At 50.6% G+C, this 19,352-nt stretch carries 16 protein-coding genes; 5 read left to right on the top strand and 11 right to left on the bottom strand.

Going from position 1 to position 19,352, the window contains the following annotated elements:
- The first annotated feature begins 496 nt into the window (after positions 1-496).
- Both ACYSNS_RS02510 and ACYSNS_RS02505 read left to right on the top strand, forming a co-directional pair.
- Positions 497-1,630, top strand: a complete 1,134-nt coding sequence (locus tag ACYSNS_RS02510) for a Fic family protein (protein WP_461721544.1) — start codon at positions 497-499, stop codon at positions 1,628-1,630.
- 748 nt (positions 1,631-2,378) lie between these two features.
- Positions 2,379-3,698, top strand: coding sequence for an SPOR domain-containing protein (locus tag ACYSNS_RS02505; protein WP_461721543.1), 1,320 nt, complete (start codon positions 2,379-2,381; stop codon positions 3,696-3,698).
- Positions 3,699-4,240: 542 nt separating this feature from the next.
- Here the strand turns inward: ACYSNS_RS02505 and grpE are convergent.
- The 7 genes from grpE to argH form a co-directional block, all read right to left on the bottom strand.
- Positions 4,241-4,912 carry a nucleotide exchange factor GrpE gene (gene grpE, locus ACYSNS_RS02500; RefSeq protein ID WP_461721542.1) on the bottom strand — a complete coding sequence of 224 codons (672 nt, stop codon included), beginning with the start codon at positions 4,910-4,912 and terminating at the stop codon, positions 4,241-4,243.
- A 155-nt stretch (positions 4,913-5,067) separates the two neighbouring features.
- Complete coding sequence (gene hemC / locus ACYSNS_RS02495) at positions 5,068-6,021, bottom strand: hydroxymethylbilane synthase (RefSeq protein ID WP_461721541.1); 954 nt, start codon at positions 6,019-6,021, stop codon at positions 5,068-5,070.
- Between the two features lie 808 nt (positions 6,022-6,829).
- Positions 6,830-7,198, bottom strand: coding sequence for a CopM family metallochaperone (gene copM, locus ACYSNS_RS02490; RefSeq protein WP_461721540.1), 369 nt, complete (start codon positions 7,196-7,198; stop codon positions 6,830-6,832).
- Positions 7,199-7,597: 399 nt separating this feature from the next.
- Complete coding sequence (locus ACYSNS_RS02485; protein WP_461721539.1) at positions 7,598-10,042, bottom strand: TIGR02302 family protein; 2,445 nt, start codon at positions 10,040-10,042, stop codon at positions 7,598-7,600.
- Positions 10,043-10,164: 122 nt separating this feature from the next.
- Entirely contained in the window at positions 10,165-11,439 is a 1,275-nt protein-coding gene (lysA, locus tag ACYSNS_RS02480) for a diaminopimelate decarboxylase (protein ID WP_461721538.1), read from the bottom strand.
- A 10-nt stretch (positions 11,440-11,449) separates the two neighbouring features.
- Positions 11,450-11,629 carry an LPS translocon maturation chaperone LptM gene (lptM, locus tag ACYSNS_RS02475; RefSeq protein ID WP_461721537.1) on the bottom strand — a complete coding sequence of 60 codons (180 nt, stop codon included), beginning with the start codon at positions 11,627-11,629 and terminating at the stop codon, positions 11,450-11,452.
- Positions 11,630-11,697: 68 nt separating this feature from the next.
- Positions 11,698-13,098, bottom strand: a complete 1,401-nt coding sequence (argH, locus tag ACYSNS_RS02470) for an argininosuccinate lyase (protein ID WP_461721536.1) — start codon at positions 13,096-13,098, stop codon at positions 11,698-11,700.
- 31 nt (positions 13,099-13,129) lie between these two features.
- On the opposite strand from argH, the gene ACYSNS_RS02465 reads away from it, so the two are divergent.
- Positions 13,130-13,834 (top strand): TlpA disulfide reductase family protein, encoded by a 705-nt coding sequence (locus ACYSNS_RS02465; RefSeq protein WP_461721535.1) that lies wholly within the window; start codon positions 13,130-13,132, stop codon positions 13,832-13,834.
- Positions 13,835-13,882: 48 nt separating this feature from the next.
- Here the strand turns inward: ACYSNS_RS02465 and ACYSNS_RS02460 are convergent, their stop codons facing one another.
- Together ACYSNS_RS02460 and ACYSNS_RS02455 are read right to left on the bottom strand one after the other, a co-directional pair.
- On the bottom strand, positions 13,883-14,386 hold the full coding sequence (locus ACYSNS_RS02460) for a YaiI/YqxD family protein (RefSeq protein ID WP_461721534.1): 504 nt from the start codon (positions 14,384-14,386) through the stop codon (positions 13,883-13,885).
- Entirely contained in the window at positions 14,349-15,278 is a 930-nt protein-coding gene (locus ACYSNS_RS02455) for a YihY/virulence factor BrkB family protein (protein ID WP_461721533.1), read from the bottom strand. Before ACYSNS_RS02455 ends, ACYSNS_RS02460 begins: the two co-directional genes overlap by 38 nt.
- Before the next feature lie 139 nt (positions 15,279-15,417).
- On the opposite strand from ACYSNS_RS02455, the gene ACYSNS_RS02450 reads away from it, so the two are divergent.
- Together ACYSNS_RS02450 and ACYSNS_RS02445 are read left to right on the top strand one after the other, a co-directional pair.
- Positions 15,418-15,978: a cob(I)yrinic acid a,c-diamide adenosyltransferase gene (locus tag ACYSNS_RS02450; RefSeq protein ID WP_461721532.1), complete on the top strand. Its 561-nt coding sequence runs from the start codon at positions 15,418-15,420 to the stop codon at positions 15,976-15,978.
- Positions 15,979-16,005: 27 nt separating this feature from the next.
- The gene (locus ACYSNS_RS02445) at positions 16,006-16,878 is read left to right on the top strand and encodes a 3-hydroxybutyryl-CoA dehydrogenase (protein ID WP_461721531.1); all 873 of its coding nucleotides are present in this window, start codon (positions 16,006-16,008) and stop codon (positions 16,876-16,878) included.
- Positions 16,879-17,097: 219 nt separating this feature from the next.
- On the opposite strand, the gene ACYSNS_RS02440 is transcribed toward ACYSNS_RS02445, so the two are convergent.
- Together ACYSNS_RS02440 and ACYSNS_RS02435 are read right to left on the bottom strand one after the other, a co-directional pair.
- A complete protein-coding gene (locus ACYSNS_RS02440; RefSeq protein ID WP_461721887.1) occupies positions 17,098-18,249 on the bottom strand; it encodes an alpha-hydroxy acid oxidase in 1,152 nt (383 codons plus the stop codon).
- A gap of 235 nt (positions 18,250-18,484) precedes the next feature.
- Complete coding sequence (locus ACYSNS_RS02435; protein ID WP_461721530.1) at positions 18,485-19,351, bottom strand: amidohydrolase family protein; 867 nt, start codon at positions 19,349-19,351, stop codon at positions 18,485-18,487.
- Position 19,352 lies beyond the last annotated feature (1 nt).

Here is a 19,352-nt window from a genome sequence, read left to right as displayed (position 1 = left end):
CCAGACCACAAACGACCATGCTTTGATGCGTGGTTCGGCGGCGAAAGTCGAAGTGGTATGAATCCTGGGGTCGTGGGTTCGAATCCCGCCGCGGACACCATCGCATATCCTGCCTTTCCGGCAAAAAGCCAAGGCTGCCCTATGTTTTTAGAGCGGTTTTGTTTTGCAAGCATGCTTCCTCTCGCCGTCTATTCTCCATCGCTTGAAAACTTCGAAGTTAATAACATTCATATGTAGGTTATTAATTCACGATACATGTTCGTGGTTTGCAAAAATCCGGTGCAGTGACCAATTGGCCATCTGCGTGGATATGTCTCATATTAAGAAGCAAAAAACGCACGATTTGATTATCAAAGCGATTTGATTATCATCCATAAGTGTCAACGAGGTTTGTCTATCAATTATATCAGGATTTGATAGACAAATAATGTTAAGATACATATATGCAACTCAAAGCAAGTTGACTTGCAAAAAAACGTTAATCTGAGATACAAATATGCTAATACCCAAACAGTATGATTTGACTGAAGCTGTCCAATATCATTATGGAAATTTTCCTCCCACTTCTCTCAATGCCAATTTAATTATGAAACCACTAGCCTCTGCGTCCGCTGCAATCGCAAGATATGATCAGATGCTAAAAACGATGCATAATAGCGAAATCTTACTAGCACCGCTGCGAAATCAAGAAGCGGTAGTCTCGTCTCGGATGGAAGGTACTGTATCAACCTTGGATGAAGTTCTGCGATATGAAGCTGATCAAGAAGACAGTGTAAAAATCTCAGAGCCGCATAGAAATGAAACGATTGAGGTCTTTTCTTACGGACGCGCACTTTCTTCTATACAAAAGGAAATTGAACAGGGAGCAGCGTTATCAAGCTTTTCAATACGAAATGCTCATCGGGTTTTATTAAGGCTAGGCCGTGGTGCCCATCTAAAACCAGGTGAATACAAAGCTGAACAGAATTATTTAGCAGACAGATCAAAGAGGAAAATTCTTTTCGTACCGATCAGCCCTGACCATCTTCAATCTGGAATGGATTCACTTTTTTCGTTCATTCAGAATGATGACCAACAAATCCTTTTAAAGACAGCCATAGCCCATTTGGAGTTTGAAGCTTTACACCCCTTCAGTGATGGTAATGGCCGTATAGGGCGTATGCTGATCACATTAATGTTGTGGAAGTATGGTGTAATATCAGCGCCACATTTTTATATCAGCCGTTATTTTGAAGATCGTCGTGATGAATATATAGATCGTATGCGTGAGGTCTCGAAGTCAAATGCATGGGATCAATGGTGTATATTTTTTCTTGAAGCCTTAGAAACGCAGGCTAACGAGAACTTAAGTACAGCCGAACGTATACGGGATCTTTACGAGCATCTAAAAAAGGAATTTCCTAATCTTTTGGCTTCTCAATGGAGCACGGCTGCGTTGGACTTCTTATTTTCGCGTCCAGTATTCAGAAATAATGTTTTTACGCGGAATTCTGGTATTCCGGAGGCCAGTGCTCACCGATTTACCCGTGTTTTAGTGGAAAAAAATTATTTAAAGCCAATACAATTGGCTTCTGGTCGACGTCCCGCACTGTACAGCTTCGAACCTTTGCTACAGATAGTACGTGAATAGAGTTGAAAGCAGCTCATACAAACGGAGATCAATCATAAATAACTCACAATATTAATTTGAATTTCGATCACAATATTTCACATTTAATGTATTTTTCAAAAAGAATTAAAAAATAACCAATGCTAGTGCCAAGTTCTGCAACGGTGGTGCTGTTATCCGTTTGCGCTTGGACATCAGCCGTTTGTGCCTGTTGCTTGCAACGTGTTATTTTCTTTTTTTTTTAAAGGATAGTCACAACACGAAATGGCGGTTTCCGGGGGAAAAAAGCCATAGATACCCCCTACCCCATGGGGTCATCTCTTTTGAGACAACACACCATGAAGCAGGGGCATCCATAGCCATGGGACAAAACCCATAAGTCCCGTATCAAAAAGGGGGGACAAAGCCAGAGCGCCTTTCGGCTAACCCGTCCTCTGTTTCTGACAGCACCGGAGGACTTTCGATACCCGCGCTTGCAGTTTAACGTCAGCAGGGAGTTGCACCCTGTCACTGCGGGGATAGGCCATAAAGCATTTTACGCATTTTGTCAATAAAATTACGTAAAATGCGTAAAAGCCTTGAAATCTGTGCCAATAGCTGTATAAGGGTGTTGGTGGGAGCAAGGCATGAGGGGCAAAACGGCGTGAGTATTTACCCAAAATTAACGCTGTTGACGGCCAAGGGCTTAACCTTGGCGTTGAGATGCCGCATGGTCGAATCGTTTTCATTTGACAATTTTTCATTGTGCGGTTTTCGGGCAGGGTTGAGGATGCGGATCTATACGGTTTTACGGTTTTGTGTTGCCATTCTTTTGGCGGTGGTCAGCCTGTTGTTTTTTGCATTGGCGCCTGTGCAGGCGCAGCAGACCGCTGTAGAGCTTCCCGCCATTGTCGTGGATGCCAACAATGGCAAAGTGCTTTTTGCCAACCGTGCCGATGAAGTGCGGGCACCGGCTTCCATCACCAAGGTTATGACACTTTATCTGGTTTTTGATGCATTGCAGAGCGGCCGCATCAACTGGAATACGCAAATGCCGGTGTCAAAAAATGCTGCCAGCCGCCCGCGCATGAAACTGGGCGCGCCGGCAGGCTCGACATTGAGTGTGCGCGAGGCCGTCAACGCGCTGGTGGTTGTTTCTGCCAATGACGCCGCTGTTGTTGTGGCTGAATATCTGGCTGGAAGTGAAGAACGTTTTGCGCAGGTCATGACATTGAAGGCCCGTAGTCTGGGCATGCGCAACACTACGTTTAAAAATGCCAATGGCCTGCCCGCTTCGGGGCATGTCTCGACCGCGCGGGATATTGCATTGATGTCTATCGCCATGCGCGAACATTTTCCGCAATATTACAACCTGTTCAGCCAACGCCAATTCAGCTATCGCGGTCAGGTTTTCAAAGGTCACAACCGTGTTCTCGACCGCATTGACGGCGCCGACGGTTTGAAGACCGGCTTTACCAATCTGGCAGGTTTTACAATCACCACAACCGTTGCAAAAAATGGCAAGAAAATTGTTGTTGTGGTGCTTGGTGGCAAGTCTACCCGCCAGCGTGACGATCTGGTGGTGTTATTGGCCAATGCCTATTTCGATCAGGCAAGCCGGTTTGGTAAGAAACGTCTGTTTTCAAGCTGGACGGTTGCGCAATCCGTTTGGCGTGGCCAGCCCGCGCCTAAAACCGTTGTCGTGCCGCAGGGCGACGTTGTGACAGCATCGGTCAATACGCCGAGAGCTGCTGCACCAGCTGCCATAACGCCGACGAGAAAGCCGGCATCTGCCCCGACCGCCATGGCTTATGCCGATACGGGCGCAAAAACGGTGGAAGACGTTTTGAGAAACCAATTGGCGGGCAATTTCGTTGTGCAGGTTGCAGCCCTACCGGATGCGCAGTCGGCCAATAGTTTCTTGAAAAATATCAAGCAGGCTCTCGGCGATGCAAAGGTGGCCTCTCTGGCCTATGTCGAACCGGCAACGGTCGATGCTAAACAGGTATACCGCGTGCGGCTGGGAAGCTTCACTGATCAGGCGGCGGCCGTCGATGTCTGCAATGCCATTAAGGCGCAAGCCTATTCCTGCTTTGTTACCGCCAATTAGTGCAGTTCCCGATTGATGTGAATCATCAATCGGATAAGATACCGCGACAAATCAAAACGCTCGAGATGCGCCGGGCGGATAGCATCAGGTCGAAAAGTGCTCTAACAGCAAAGAAATGCGCGAAGGATAGCGAAAATCGGGTGGTATAGTTAGGTATGAGCTTTTTGACACAGCAGACTTCAGCTGTTTTTGTGCCTTTTCGTTCAAAGTGATAAGTCCTGACCATAAAGTGACTTTGTTTTTAATAAAGTCACAGTTCGCTGTCAGCTTGTCTTTTTACGTGTTTTCTCGGCATAAAATCTATCAATGTCTGTTAGAAATGCTCCTACAGCCGGCATTCAGAAGGTGCTTGCCAATGGATGCATGGATCCTGCACCTGTCTGCTTTAGAGACGGCTAAACTTTCAGTGTTTTCAGCGGCGCTTGCTGCGGCAAAATAGTGAGATAATCCGGCATCAAATGTGTATTTTTTAAAACGCGATAGAGCGCGGAGACAAAATGGCCTTCAAATAATAAAAAAGGCGGGAAAAACCCGCCTTTATTTTATTCGGAAGCTTCGCCTTCAACGGGTGCATCTTTGGGGCCGCCTTTGGCCACACCCACCATTGCCGGCCGTAAAACACGGTCGCCAATGACATAGCCTGCCTGCACAACCTGTTGTACCGTATTGGCTGGAACATCGGGATTGGGAACTTCAAACATGGCCTGATGGAAATTCGGATCGAATTTCTGGCCCTGCGGCTCAATCTTTTTCACGCCGTGGCGTTCCAATGCCGACATCATCGCGCGTTCGGTCATTTCAACACCTTCTGCAAGGGCTTTCAAGCCTGCATCATGGTCGCGCGCACCTTCAGGAATAGCTTCCAGGGCACGGTTAAGATTATCAGATACCGAAAGCATATCGCGGGCAAAATTTGCCACGGAATAGGCCTTGGCATCAGCGACATCGCGCGCGGTGCGGCGACGTAGGTTTTCCATATCGGCCGCAAGCCGCAAGAGCTGGTCTTTCAGCTCTTCATTTTCAGCCGCCATAGCAGCGACTGTGTCGGCGCCTTCATCGGTTATATCGTCATCCTGCACTTCGGCAGCAGCTTCCGACTTGCGCATTTTTAAAAAATCGTCGGCAGCACGCTTTAACGCTTCGCGGTCGGCCGGATTTTTCAGATCGCGATTGTCATATTCGCTCTCGCCAGTCTTATTCTTTTCGTCAGACATAGGATTTCCATTTCTTGATGAGATTTGTTGTCACCGATATCGAAATTTTAAGCGTAAAAATCAAGGGGTAAACGGCAAAAGCAACGATTTGCACCACAAACGATGCAAAACAACTGTTCCGGTCTCATTGTTTGAAGACGCTGTGCCCGCTGAATTTATAGCTTCAACAGGCTTGCCACTTTGGCTTGATCGGTATTGTTTGTGCAAGCGCGCAACAATTCGCCCGCACCTTTATCAAGCAGGCGTTGGGCAAGACGTTTGCCGATTTCTTCCACGCCATAAGTGCAGGTGGATGCATGGTCGGTGATCTGCTGCAGACCATCAATCCCGGTAACGGTGGCCTTGACGTGCAGCATGGTGTTTTTCCATGTGCTGCACACACCTACAGGCAGGTTACAACCGGCACCCAGATGTTTCATCAATGAGCGTTCGGCATCGGCTTCAGCGCGCGATTTTTCACATTCGATCTTTTTCAACAGCCGGATAATGTCCTGATCGGCCATGCGGCATTCAATGCCGAGTGCACCTTGCGCCACTGCGTAAGGGAAAATCTGCGGGTTGAGGAATTCCATCTCCGCGTCGATAAGGTTTAAGCGTTTCAGACCGGCCGCTGCCAGAATTGTCGCATCGATACCGTCTTTTTCAACCGCACGGCGCAGACGCGGCGGTACATTGCCACGCACGGGCACAATGGCAAGATCGGGAAAGATCGAGCGCATCTGTGCTGCGCGACGGATAGAGCCGGTACCGATTTTGTGGCGTTGGCTGCGAATCTCTTCCAGCTTCAAACCACATAACACATCGCGCGGGTCTTCACGCTGCGGCACGCAAGCCAGCACCAAACCGTCGGGTTGAGTGGTTGGCAGGTCTTTCAAGGAGTGGACGACAATATCGACCTCACGATTTTGCAGGGCATCCTCACCGCTTTTGGTGAAAACACCAACGCTGCCAATATCCTGAAAACAGGTGCGTTTATCCGCATCACCGACAGAGCCAAGCAAAACGATATCGATTGTTACGGTGGGATCAACAGCACGCAGGAGGCTGGCCACTTTATCCGCTTGCACGCGCGCCAATGCGCTTTTCCGTGTTCCAAGCCTTATCCGCATGATTATACGCTCACTTTGTCTGATTTCGTCTTGTGATCATTCATCGCTCTTTAGAGCATTTCCAGACTATCTACTCCAACTTCGCCCCAAAAGAAAGTTCCATCACCTTAATTTGTCCCAAAAGCGATGGCGAAACAGCGCTCATACCACCGTTTTTCACGCTTTTACGGGCAAAAAGCCCGACATGTGGCAAATTGTTGCACATTGGCAAAAAAGTCATCATCGCCTACAGCGCATTGAGTATTCGCGGAATCAAGCGCGCACTCTAAGTTTGTTTTTGCGGCATCTTTTGTCCGATAGTCGTGGGAAAAGAAACGATCCGGTGAATCGTTTTCCCCATGGATTCAGTTTCCACTTTTCGTAAATTGCTTTAGAAAAACCGCATATTTGTGCCAATTTGATCCGTATCCGGCCCCTAGCTTGTATTTAAGAATGAATAAACAATGGGAGTGTTTGTAACCGCATCAGCAAAAACCTGTTTCCCAAGCTTAAGCACATGAGTCGCGTGATATTATATTCATAAAAACACCTACAGAACTCGCTCGAATTTACCCAAATACCCTTGGCATCCAGCCAAATCAGAGCGTTGATTCTTAAAGGAGACCTTGGGCTTCTTTTGCGAAGAGATTTTCGCAAGGAAAATCGGATTAGAGCGCATTTTGATCTGATTGAATCAAATCGACGCCCTAATCCATAATTTACAATGCGTTTTTAACCGATAGGAGCAGGATAAAGAATTGATCCAACGGATCAATTTCTCCATGGATGCGGTTTCCACTTTTCGGAAAACGCCCTAAAGGCAAACGGCTTATTGTTTTCCGTGGGCTTTCAGCCAATCCTGCATTTCTTTGATTTCCTGCTCTTGCGCAGTGATGACATTTTCAGCCAGTTTCTTGATTTCTGGATCTTTGCCATATTGTAAGACCACCTTGGCCATGTCGATAGCGCCCTGATGGTGAGGGATCATGCCCTTGACGAAATCGGTGTCAGCATCACCGGTCATTCCGACCATCATGTTTTTGTGCATTTTTTCATTGGCAGCTTCATAGGCCTTGGTCGAGGCGGAAACTTCGCCTTGAGGCGCCATGGAATGATCGTGGCTCTGCGCACCGGCATAGCTCGCGGTATAGCTGATTGTCGCAAGGGTGATGCACATGGCGCTGATAAGTTTTTTCATGGTTTTTTCCTTTCATGACCGACTCAATTCCAAGTCAAGATAAAGGTTCCCATGGGGGGAAGGTCAAGTCGCTTGCCAATATTGCCCAAAGCCCCATACCAAATACGCCGGACAATTTGCCAAACGCCCAAGGCGAAACATGCAGAATCTAGCGTCAGGGGCTATTCATTTAAATCTTATGGCACACTAAACACCAAAAAACGGATGGTATAACCGGTTGAGCTCTTCCAACATACAGATTGAGGCTAGTTTTGCTTCGATTAGGGATACGGTAATTTTGTCTAGACTAAACTCGAAGCACCTTGAAAATATTTATATTTTTTCGGCTCCTCTTCTCGTTTTCAACGGAGTTTCCTCATACCATTCTCTTCAAACGAATAGGTTTTCACGGCAACGCAATCAATCGAATTTCAACAACCGCTCGAGATAGTCTTTTTCCATCTCGGGTGTGAAAGACTGGCCAAGCCGCTTGCGGATTTCATCCAGGATACGGCGCGCCCGCTGCATGTCGCTTTCCTGCGGCAGCTCACCGTTTTCCTGACGGCTGGAACCGGTGGAACCAAGCTTGCGCCCCAAAGGATCCTGCGCGGCCTCGCCTTCACCCTTCTGCCCTTCGCCATCCTTTTTCATGGCTTCCTGCATCTGCTTCATCAAGCCTTGTGCGCCGTTGCGCATCGCCTCCAATGCATCGGCCTGATTTTGCGCCGACGATTGGCCTTCGCCTTGACCCATTGCCTCGCCCGACTGCGCCATCTTGTTTTCGGCGTCTTTCAGCTCCTCACCCGGTTTCAGCCCTTGCTCGCTCAGGTCTTTTTGCAGCTGGTTCAGCTCCGATTGCAAGCCGTCCTGTTTTTCGCGCAATTTATCAAGCTCGTTTTGATACTGTTCCGGTGTTTTTTCACCGCGCTGTTTTTCATCTTCCAGCCTATGGGTGTCGTTCAACGCTTCCTGCTGGCGGCGCATCAAATCACCCAATTTATCCATTTGCTTCTGCATCTGGTCGGTCTTGTTGCCCGCTTGCCCGCTGCCCTGACCGCCCGGCTGCATTTGCAAATTGTCCATCATATTCTCAAGTTCAGACAAAAGCTGTTCAGCAGCAGCGCGATTGCCGGTCTTGGCCATTTCTTCCAGTTGTTTCAGCTTTTCTTCCAGCTCGTTTGGAGAAAGCGTCTGCGCATTTTCGGACGGCTTTTGCTCAAGCCCGCCATTTTGCGCCCGCTCGGCCAAGGCTGCCATATAGTCATTCATCGCTTGACGCAAAGCTTCACTCAACCGCTCGATCTCTTCGGGTGAAGCGCCATTGCGCAAGGCATCACGCAGTGCAGCTTGCGCCTGTTTGAGATTTTTTTCTGCCTGATCAACCGCATCGCCTTCGATACCCAAAGCAATCTGCCACATATAATCGGCAACATCACGCAATGCGTCATCATCGGGCGCCAATGAAAGTCTTGTCCACGCACTGCGCAGGGTCAGAAAATGCGTATAATTTTCAATCGTGTCTTCTGGACGCAGGGTAATGGCCGAAAGCATGTCCAACACCCGATCGCGTGCCATGGTATCAAGCGCCAAAAGGCGTCGCTGCTCCACCACGGCGCGCGCCAATGGATTGCCAAAAATCCGCTGCGGCAAGGTCATGGTGCGGCTTTCGCTTTTGGCAATATGACCGGCACCATCTTCCGCCACCAATGTTATGGTCACTTCCGATCCCGCCCAAGGATGATTGGTAACATCCTGCACCGTGCGCCCCTCGCCTTTGCCACCGCGCGGGATCAACAGCTTGATTTCGGGCGCTGCATAAAGCGGGTGACCGGCTTCCGGCATATCGGCAGTTGGTTTTATCTCGACATAGGCTTTTTCGACACCATAATCGTCATCCAAAGCATAATTGAGTTCCAGCGAACCACCCAAGATACGCCCCGGCTCCTTGGCCAGCCGGATGCTTGGCGGCCCATCGGCTACGACATCGAAATGCCAGTTTTTTTCATATCGACGTGCTGAAAGAGAAAGATTGGCGGATGTTTTCAGGACCGTTTCAAACGAGATCGCATTGTTGTGCTTGACAGCTTTGTCGGCAATTTGCGTAGGGTAGGACACTTTCCCATCGGCACTATCGGTCAGTTTCAACACTGCACCGCCGCCATCCACCACCCGCACGGAGACCTTGCTGCCCTCGGCAACCTTGACGCTGCTTATATTGGCCTGTGTCAGATAGATTGGTGCTTCACCGGTATAGGCCGGCGGTGTCACCCATGCATCCACCCGCATGGCTGAAAGATTGACCGGTGCGCGAAAGTCGAACGCATCCGATAGGCGACCGCCATTTGAACCATAGGAAAAGGCAAAGCCCGTTATCGCCAGCAAAACAACCAGAGAACGAAGGGCAAAAGGGTCCTTACGCGCTATGGCGGTATTCGGCAAACCGGCCTGCAAATTTTGCAACTGCGCCGCCATACGGCGTTGATGCTCGGCCCATAGCGCTTGCGCGTAGGCATTGTCAGCAGGATTGACCGGTATGTCATTCAGCGCTTCCAAGGGCTGGTTTGCAAGACTGCTTGCCTGCTCAATCCGCCGGTCGATGTCGCGGTTTGTGGGACGCCTGAAACCTGCCAGCAAAAACAGGCTGCCGACTGCGGCAAACAACAAGGCCCACAGCACGATAAGATGAACCCAGTAAGACATCCGATTGAAAATGCCGAACCAGGCCAAAGCAGCCAATAGCAGCAAAGCAAGCACAGATGGCAAAAGACGCGGCCATAGCCGCTCGAACGTCAGGACACACCAAGCACGCGCTCTGGCCGGTACAAGCTTTGGCACTTGAAAACGGGAAGGGTTTTCATCACTCATCAATGTGTCTTGTTTCCGCGTTCACTGAATCTCGGCCGCCATCATAGCAGGGATCATGGCAAAGGCGAGGCCATTTGCCAAATCAGCGCTATTTTGACGGTGAATCAAATACCAAAAAGCCGTTAAGAATTTTCAACCCATTCCGGCACATGGTCCAGACCAATCAGACTTTCATAATCAAGACGTGGACGGATGACGGCAAAATCATCATCCTTGACCAGAACTTCCGGTACCAAAAGCCGCGTATTGTATGTACTCGCCATGACCGCGCCATAAGCACCAGAGCCACAAACCGCCAAAAGGTCGCCGCTTTGCGGTTCCGGCAGGTCACGTTCAAGGCCAAGATAATCGCCCGTTTCACAGACCGGCCCGACAATATCGGCACGGATGGGATCCTGGTCGGGGTGCGGCTCTTTCACCGGTATGATATTATGCCAAGCGTCATAAAGTGTCGGGCGGATAAGATCGTTCATCGCCGCATCGACAATGACAAAATTGCGGCTCGCTCCTTGCTTGAGATAAATCACCGACGTGACCAGCAAACCGGCATTGCCAATAATATTGCGACCCGGCTCCAGAATGACATCGACACCCAGTGGCTGCATATGTTTTTTCACCACTGCGGCATATTCAGACGGCGTAGGTGGGGGGCTGTTGTCGGCGCGATAGCGTATACCAAGACCACCACCGACATCAACATGGCTAATGGTGCGGCCATCGGCACGCAACTGCCCGACAAAGTCGGCAATAATGGCAAAAGCATCCTCAAAGGGCTGCAAATCGCATATCTGGCTGCCAATATGCACGTCCACACCATGGACATCGATACCCGGCAATTCGGCGGCGCGTTTATAGGCATCGCGGGCGACCGCGATAGGAATGCCGAATTTGTTTTCCGATTTTCCTGTGGCAATCTTCTTATGGGTTTTGGCATCGACATCGGGGTTTATACGCAACGATACCGTTGCCACCTTGCCAAGCGCCACGGCACGCGCCGACAATTGCTCGAGCTCGGGCTCCGATTCGACGTTGAAACAGCGTATGGCGTGCCCCAAGGCAAAATCCATTTCCTCAACGGTTTTGCCGATACCGGAATAGACAATGCGGTTGGCCGGTATGCCGGCGGCAAGCGCGCGGCGCAATTCTCCGACGGAAACCACATCGGCACCGGCACCTTTTTTTGCCAAAAGCTTCAAGATCGCCTGATTGGAATTTGCCTTCAACGCATAGGCAATTAATGCATTCGTGCCTTTGAACGCCTGACTATATTCGTCAAAGCGCGAGGTGATTGCCGTTGCAGAATAGCAATAAAACGGCGTTCCGACCTTTTGCGCTATGGCAGGCAGGCTGACACCTTCGGCATGAAGGATACCGTTACGATAGTGGAAAGCGTTCACTTCAGAGCCTCTATTTAATCAGGCGGTCGAGAATAAAAGGCTTATCTTCCTTGGGCTTCTCTACCATTTTCCCTTCGGAATTTTCGATCATGCTGGACGGCGGCGGTTCAAGCGGCCCTTTACGTCCACAACCGGCCAAAGCCGCGCCACAGATCGTGACAATCATCAAACCGGTAAGAGTTTTTTTCATGATCCCGTATCTTTCCAATTTATTGCCGACAGTTCCTGTCGCGGTCTCTATGTGTGTAACGCCCAGTTTCAAGCTTTGGCAAGGCGTTTTTTCCAATAGCGTATCTGGCGGCGCACTTCCTGCGGGGCGGTGCCGCCAAAGCTCTTGCGGCTTTTGACCGATTTTTCAACCGTCAGCACATCAAAAATCTCGTCGGTAATGTCAGGGTGGATGGATTTAAGGTCATCCAATGTCAACCGGCCAAGATCGCATTTTTTCTGCTCCGCCAAGGCCACGGCGCGGCCTGTAACATGGTGGGCTTCACGGAAGGGCAGCCCCAATTCGCGCACCAGCCAATCGGCAAGGTCGGTTGCAGTAGAGTAGCCTGAACCGGCGGCTTTTTTCATGGCGGCCGCATTCACTTCAAGGTCGCTTATCATGCCGGTCATGGCCGCAAGCGACAGTTCAAGCGATTCGGCTGCATCAAATACCTGTTCCTTGTCTTCCTGCATGTCCTTGGAATAGGCCAGCGGCAGACCTTTCATCACCGTCAGAAGCGCCACCAGCGCCCCGTTGATCCGCCCCACTTTGGCACGGACCAGCTCGGCTGCATCAGGATTTTTCTTCTGCGGCATAATTGACGAGCCGGTCGAAAACGAATCCGACAAACGGATGAAATTGAATTGCGACGTGGACCAGATCACAATTTCTTCTGCCATACGCGAAAGATGGGTGGCGCAAATGGCTGCCGCACTTAAAAACTCAAGCGCAAAATCGCGGTCAGACACGCTGTCAATCGAATTGCGTGTCGGCTCGCGGAAACCAAGTGCCTTGGCTGTCATGAAGCGATCGGTCGGGAAACCGGTACCGGCAAGTGCCGCAGCACCAAGTGGCGATTCATTCATCCGTTCACCCGCATCGCGCATGCGCGACAGGTCGCGGCCAAACATTTCGACATAAGCCATCATATGATGGCCGAATGTCACCGGCTGTGCAGTTTGCAGATGGGTGAAGCCGGGCATCAGCGTCGATGCTTCACTTTCCGCACGAATAAGCAATTGCTCAATCAGGCGTTTCAAGGCTTGCGCGGTTCGGGCTGTTTCTTCGCGCACCCAAAGGCGAAAATCGACAGCCACCTGATCGTTGCGCGAGCGCGCCGTATGCAAGCGGCCGGCAGCCGGGCCGATCAATTCAGCAAGGCGTGCCTCGACATTCATATGGATATCTTCAAGCTTGCGCGAAAAGGTGAATTTGCCGCTTTCGATCTCGGCAAGAATGGTTTTCAAACCTTTTGCAATCGCATCATGGTCGGCGGCAGTGATGATATTTTGTTGTGCCAACATCGCGGCATGGGCAAGCGAACCCTCTATATCCTGCCGATAGAGTTTTTGATCAAAGCCGATGGATGCGTTGATCTCTTCCATAATGGCGGCCGGGCCTGAGGCAAAACGTCCGCCCCACATTTGGTTGCTTGATTTGTCGTTATTCATATATGTTAGCCCCAATCGAAAGGACGGAAAAATGGTTGCAAATTTTTTACAGCGCGCAAAAACAACCGGCAAATACCGGCAGATCTTCGCCGCTGCCTGCATAAGCGCTCTCAGCATATACGCGATAATGATAGGTCATGACAACCAGCATCGCTATTTTCCTTCATTGATTTCATCGGCCAATGCGCAAGAGGCAAAGCACTGCGCACTCGATAGCCAGAAGATCCAAACAGTGAAACAATCGGCTGATGGTTTTTTCAAAAATCTGCGTTTTGCCGACGAAGCCTATGACGCAAAAAAACTTAGCTTCAAGGATGCCGATGGCAAAGACCGCACACTTGGCGAGTTTGCCGGCAAAACACTGCTCGTCAATCTCTGGGCCATCTGGTGTATCCCATGCCGCACCGAAATGCCCGAACTTGCCAATCTGAAGCGCGACATGGCCGGTGAAAACTTCGATGTTCTGGCAATCAATATCGACAAGGCCGCTTCACGCGAAAAGGTGCAGGCATTTCTGAACGATGTGAAAGCCGATAATCTGGTTTTCCATCGCGACCAGACAATGGATATATTCAACCAGTTACGCAGGGACGGCTTAGCGCTTGGCCTGCCTGTTACCATGTTGATCGATAAGAATGGCTGCCTGATCGCGTCCTTTAACGGCTCTGCTCCATGGGGCGATGCGGATTCGCAAACATTGATGAAAGCCGCCGTCAAAGCCGATGCCCAGCAATAGAAAGGTTGCAACAGGCTTTGACCGCCCGCTCTGACCTTGCTCCTGCTATTATGGGGCTTGGGTCGGTTGGCTTGAGGTTGTATAGCCGCGCCGCTTTAGCCGCTGGACGGCCAGATCAAGTGCAGACAGAAATGCCGAACGGTCACGGGCGGAAAAAGGCCGTGGGCCGCCGGTGATCATACCGCCTTCGCGCAGATTTTCCATCAGATTGCGGGTGGCAAGCGCCTGCCCGATGGAGGCAACATCAAACAACCGCCCCGTCGGCGCAATCGCAACACCGCCGGCTTGCACGACACGGTCGGCCAAAGGCACATCATTGGTAATAACAATGCTTGCTTCATTTGCTCTTTCGGCAATCCAGTCATCGGCAATGTTCAACCCCTGCCCGACCTGTACCCGTTCAATGAAATCCTCACGCGGCACCTGAATGAAACTGTTGGCCACCACGTAAGTTTTCATATTGTAGCGTTCTGCCACCCGATAGGCTTCAGCCTTGACCGGACAAGCATCGGCATCAATGTAAAGGGTTATCGTCGGTTTCGGCATCGTCATTTTCGTTTTGTTGTTCCTGTTCAAGTGAGCGGACAAGCTGGCCGGGCTGCTGCTGGCGGTTGCGGTAAAACATGATCGCCGCGTTGATTTCCGCACCTAGGATAAAAATGGCGCTCAACATATAAAGGAAGATGATCGCCACCATGATAGAAGCCAGACCCGCATAGGTCGAAACATAGTTGGCAAAGGTTGCCAGATATTGGGCAAAAAGCATGGATGCGACAAACCACACCACCATGGTGACTGCAATACCCGGCAGTATATCTACCAGTTTGCGCCGACCGGCAGGAAGCCATTTATGGGCAACCAGAAGACTTATAAATAAGACCACAACGGCAATGGCATAGCGCCAGATACGGATAGTGCCGACATATTGCGCGATAATGGGATAGTCATGCTGCACAATATTGATAACCAATGGTGCCAGAACCAGCAAAAGGCTGATAACCATCAGCCCGATCGTGCCGACCATGACGAAAAACAGGCTTTGGAAACGGCAGAAGAAAATGCTGCGCCGGTCTACCACGCGGTAAGCGCGGTTCAAGGCTGTCCTTAACGCCTCGACACCATTGGACGCAAAATAGGCCGTGCCGATAACTGAGATGGTCAACAGTCCGCCGCGCTGGATGGTCATCACATTGATGACTTCCTGTACAATCGGCGCTGCAATGGCATCAGGCAGCATTTTCAGCAGGGCATTGACACTTTGCTGGGTATAGGCGCGGGCGCCAAGAAAACTTGCCAAAGATGTAGCGAAAATCAAAAACGGAAAGAGTGCCAACAGACCAGACAAAGCGACATGACTGGCAAATGCGCTGCCACTGTCGCGGAAATAATGGCTGACGGCATTATAAAAGATGCGCCAGCAATAGCGGAATGGTCTAACTCTCAAATGTCACGTCTCTCGCGATGGCCCTTATATTCCATAATGGTGTAACTTTAAAACTATCTTACATTGGTATAGAAATATATTGGCAGTGATATAGAAATAAATCACGCACAAAGCAATTTATTGGAATTTCAGTGGAAAAATGGTCAAGCTAAACAAGATTTACACAAGAACCGGCGACGATGGTACCACGGGTCTGGTCAACGGCCCGCGCCGCCTAAAGGCCGATTTGCGGGTGGAAGCCTATGGCGCGGTGGACGAAGCCAATGCCGCGATCGGTGTTGCGCGGCTTCGTACAAGCGGCACATTGGATGCTATGCTGGAAAATATCCAAAATGACCTGTTTGATCTGGGCGCAGATCTGGCCACACCGCAAGACAGTGCAGATTATGAAAGTCTGCGTATTGTGGCGGATCAGGTTTTGCGGCTTGAAAACGACATTGATGCGCTCAACAACGCGCTTGCACCGCTGACATCATTTGTGCTTCCGGGTGGCTCCGACGCTTCTGCAGCGCTCCATCTTGCCCGCACCATTGCACGGCGCGCTGAACGCGTTATGGTGGCATTGCATCAACATGAGGATGTCGGCCAAAGCGCGCTCAGCTATATAAACCGTCTTTCCGATTTTCTGTTTGTTGCGGCCCGCCACGCCAATGATGATGGCAAGCAGGACGTTTTATGGATACCGGGAAAAAACCGCTGAGACTTTAAGCCTATCAGGGAGTTTGTCATGATCAAAACAATCGGAATTGTCGGTGCAGGCCAAATGGGTGGCGGGATTGCACATGTGGCGGCACTGGCCGGCTATCACGTAACGCTTTATGACATTTCGCCCGACAGGCTGGTAAAAGCCATGGCCACGATTGACGGCAATATGGCGCGCCAGGTGGCCGGCGGCAAACTACAGGATAGTGAGCGGCGTGAAGGGATGGTGCGTATCACCACAACGCCATCGCTTAACCAATTCAATGAAACCGATTTGGTTATCGAGGCCGCCACCGAGGACGAAAATATCAAGCGGGATATTTTCATCGAGCTTTCGCGCAACCTTAAACCATCGGCTTTGCTTGCCACCAACACATCAACCATTTCCATCACACGGTTGGCTGCGACAACCAACCGGCCCGATAAATTTATCGGCACCCATTTCATGAATCCCGTACCACAAATGAAGCTTGTGGAAGTGGTTCGCGGCATTGCAACCAGCGACGATACTTTTGCCACGATCCGCAATTTTGTGACTTCGCTTGATAAGACCTGCACCGTTACCGAAGATTTTCCCGCCTTCATCGTCAATCGCGTGCTGTTGCCGATGATCAACGAGGCAATCTACACCCTTTATGAAGGTGTGGGCAGCGTCGATGCGATTGATACGGCGATGAAGCTTGGCGCCAACCACCCGATGGGGCCGTTGCAATTGGCCGACTTTATCGGGCTTGATACATGCCTGTCGATCATGCAAGTCTTGCATGATGGCTTGTCGGATTCAAAATATCGGCCCTGTCCGCTTCTGGTCAAATATGTTGAAGCCGGTTGGCTTGGCCGCAAAACCGGCCGCGGCTTCTACGACTATACCGGCACAGAACCCGTCCCGACCCGCTGATCGAGGAAAAAACGTCGCGCATCCCATGCAGGCCATATGCAATGGATCCACGCGCTATAATGCTATACGCATTCTGGAAGCGGCAAAAACCAAGCGGTTTTGTGGACAGGCTTTTCTATCGGACGTTCTCACGAAAAACCGGTACCCACTTTCGGCAACATGGCTTTTTCCAAGCATGTTGTTATCCAAAAACCGGTGCCCACTTTTTGGCAACATGCTTTAGACCGTCACCGGTAAACGATTATCGCGAACGAAATCCGGCGTTAATTCACCAACAGCATTCAACCCCAATAACGCCAAATCACGATTGACCTCTTCACCCAGAAGTTTGATCGCGTGGCGTACCGCCGTTTCGCCACCAACCGCCGCCGCATATAAAAAAGGTCTTCCGATAAACGCAAAATCTGCTCCAAGCGCCAGCGCTTTCAAGATGTCACTGCCACGGCGGATACCGCTATCAATCAACAAAGGATAGTTGCCCACAGCACGCCGTATGGCAGGCAAAACCGCCATCGGGCTGGCCGCACCATCAAGCTGGCGACCGCCGTGATTGGAAATCCACACCGCATCCACCCCATGCGCTTTGGCACGCAATGCATCCACCGCCGTAAGAATACCTTTGACAACAAATTTGCCTTTCCAGCGTTTTCGGATCAATTCCACATGGCTCCAATCCAACTGGTCACGCGGCCCGATATCACGCTCGAAATTGCGTGAAATAATCGCAGGGCCGCGGAAATGATCCATATTTTCAAAATGCGGCATTCCCCGCAACATGGTGCGCATAAATGTGCAGATCGACCATTTCGGATGGATCATACCGTCATAAAATAGCCTGAGAGACGGTTTCAACGGTGAAGAAAAACCGGTTCTGACATTATTCTCGCGATTGGCAGGCACATTGACATCCACAGTCAGGACGATGTTTTCAAATCCTGCGGCTTCAACACGATCGAGCATTTTTTCAATCCGGCCATTATCGCCGGGCAGATAAAGCTGGAACCATTTTCCGCCCTCTTGCGATGCCATTCGTTCCAATGGCGTTAACGATGTCGCGCTCATCACCATCGGGATATTTTCAGCCGCAGCAGCGCGTGCCAGCACCGCATCGCCATCGAACGTCGCGAGTGCTGAAAGTCCCATAGGTGCAATGCCAAAGGGATAAGCATGCTGCGTGCCCAGCAGCGACGCCGTTGTTTTACGGCGTGAGACATCACTCAACACGCGTGGTTCAAACGAATATTGGCGGAAAATGGCCCGGTTTTCATCCCGCGACTGGTTGGTTTCAGCCGCACCGCTATAATAGCCATAGATCTGGCGCGGCAATATATTCTTCGCCTTCACTTCAAAATCATCAAGCGCAAGCATCATGCGTAAACGGCGTGGCGTTGCAGTCTGTTTGCGTTTTTTCTGCGTGGCAGCCTGCGCCGCCGGTGCGATTTTATCAGACATTTTCTCTTCCAGTGGCTTTGCAAACGTCTTTGTCAGATGCGATGTTAAAGCATATCCATTTTGTGTTGGGTCATAGATCGGCTCTAACTCTTTGTTTTACCGACATTCTTATCGAAAAGCCGTTACACTTTTCGGGAATTGCTCTAGTCATCTTTCAAAAGCCGTAAAGGCGATGGGCGTTATCAACAAACACACGGTTGCGGCTTGCTTCATCGGGAACCCAATCCGCCATGAGATCAAGTAGATCGCCGACATTCATCATCTTGCCCCAATGCGAAACATGCGGCCAATCCGAGCCATAGACACAGCGTTCGGGTGCAGCAGCGTGAATGCGCCGGACGAATTCGACCGTATCGGCATAAGGCGGCCCTTCTACACTGTTGCGATAGGCTCCTGAAAGCTTGACCCATGCCCCATCGCGCAGCAAACCAAGCATGGTTTGAAAACCGTCATCATCAAGCCCGCGAGAAACAGGAAAATGTCCCCAATGGTCGATGACATAATCAACAGGCAATTTTCTAAGACGGTCTTTCAGCGGTACCAAATCACGCGCATCAATGAGAAACTGCAGGTGCCAGCCCATTTCCTTGGCAAGCGCTCCATAACGTTCCACTGCATCAAAACCGATACCACCCCCATAAAGCACGTTAAGCCGCAGCCCCACCACGCCTGCTTCTTTCAAAGCCAATAAATCGCGTTCTGGCAGATCAAGCGGAATCACTGCAATGCCCCTCAAACGTTGCCGGTGTCGTTGCAATGTTTCCACCAAAAGCCGGTTGTCGGTGCCATGCACCGAAACCTGCACCAGAACACCGTAATCCATACCCGTCTGATCCAACATCTGAAGGTAGCTTTCAGCTGTCGCTTCAGGCGGCGTATAGCTGCGATGACTGACAAATGGATAGGCTGGCGGCAAACCGATCACATGCGCATGGGTATCAACTGCCCCGTGGGGCAGTTTGAAGCGTTTCGGGCCATGCGGTTTTGGATCAGGCCCCGGGCAATCGCGTATGACATCCATG

The sequence above is a fragment of the Bartonella sp. LJL80 genome, assembly GCF_054871565.1.
The sequence above is the reverse complement of the archived record's forward strand: the minus strand, read 5'-3'. Positions and strand labels throughout refer to the sequence as shown.

What these genes read in the sequence shown, in the direction of transcription:
- argH (WP_461721536.1), bottom strand. Translation starts at nt 13,098, where the DNA reads ATGAATAACGACAAATCAAGCAACCAAATGTGGGGCGGACGTTTTGCC.
- hemC (WP_461721541.1), bottom strand. Translation starts at nt 6,021, where the DNA reads ATGCGGATAAGGCTTGGAACACGGAAAAGCGCATTGGCGCGCGTGCAA.
- ACYSNS_RS02460 (WP_461721534.1), bottom strand. Translation starts at nt 14,386, where the DNA reads ATGACGATGCCGAAACCGACGATAACCCTTTACATTGATGCCGATGCT.
- ACYSNS_RS02465 (WP_461721535.1), top strand. Translation starts at nt 13,130, where the DNA reads ATGGTTGCAAATTTTTTACAGCGCGCAAAAACAACCGGCAAATACCGG.
- ACYSNS_RS02450 (WP_461721532.1), top strand. Translation starts at nt 15,418, where the DNA reads ATGGTCAAGCTAAACAAGATTTACACAAGAACCGGCGACGATGGTACC.
- copM (WP_461721540.1), bottom strand. Translation starts at nt 7,198, where the DNA reads ATGAAAAAACTTATCAGCGCCATGTGCATCACCCTTGCGACAATCAGC.
- ACYSNS_RS02510 (WP_461721544.1), top strand. Translation starts at nt 497, where the DNA reads ATGCTAATACCCAAACAGTATGATTTGACTGAAGCTGTCCAATATCAT.
- ACYSNS_RS02440 (WP_461721887.1), bottom strand. Translation starts at nt 18,249, where the DNA reads ATGATGCTTGCGCTTGATGATTTTGAAGTGAAGGCGAAGAATATATTG.
- ACYSNS_RS02485 (WP_461721539.1), bottom strand. Translation starts at nt 10,042, where the DNA reads ATGAGTGATGAAAACCCTTCCCGTTTTCAAGTGCCAAAGCTTGTACCG.
- grpE (WP_461721542.1), bottom strand. Translation starts at nt 4,912, where the DNA reads ATGTCTGACGAAAAGAATAAGACTGGCGAGAGCGAATATGACAATCGC.
- ACYSNS_RS02435 (WP_461721530.1), bottom strand. Translation starts at nt 19,351, where the DNA reads ATGGATGTCATACGCGATTGCCCGGGGCCTGATCCAAAACCGCATGGC.
- ACYSNS_RS02445 (WP_461721531.1), top strand. Translation starts at nt 16,006, where the DNA reads ATGATCAAAACAATCGGAATTGTCGGTGCAGGCCAAATGGGTGGCGGG.
- ACYSNS_RS02505 (WP_461721543.1), top strand. Translation starts at nt 2,379, where the DNA reads ATGCGGATCTATACGGTTTTACGGTTTTGTGTTGCCATTCTTTTGGCG.
- lptM (WP_461721537.1), bottom strand. Translation starts at nt 11,629, where the DNA reads ATGAAAAAAACTCTTACCGGTTTGATGATTGTCACGATCTGTGGCGCG.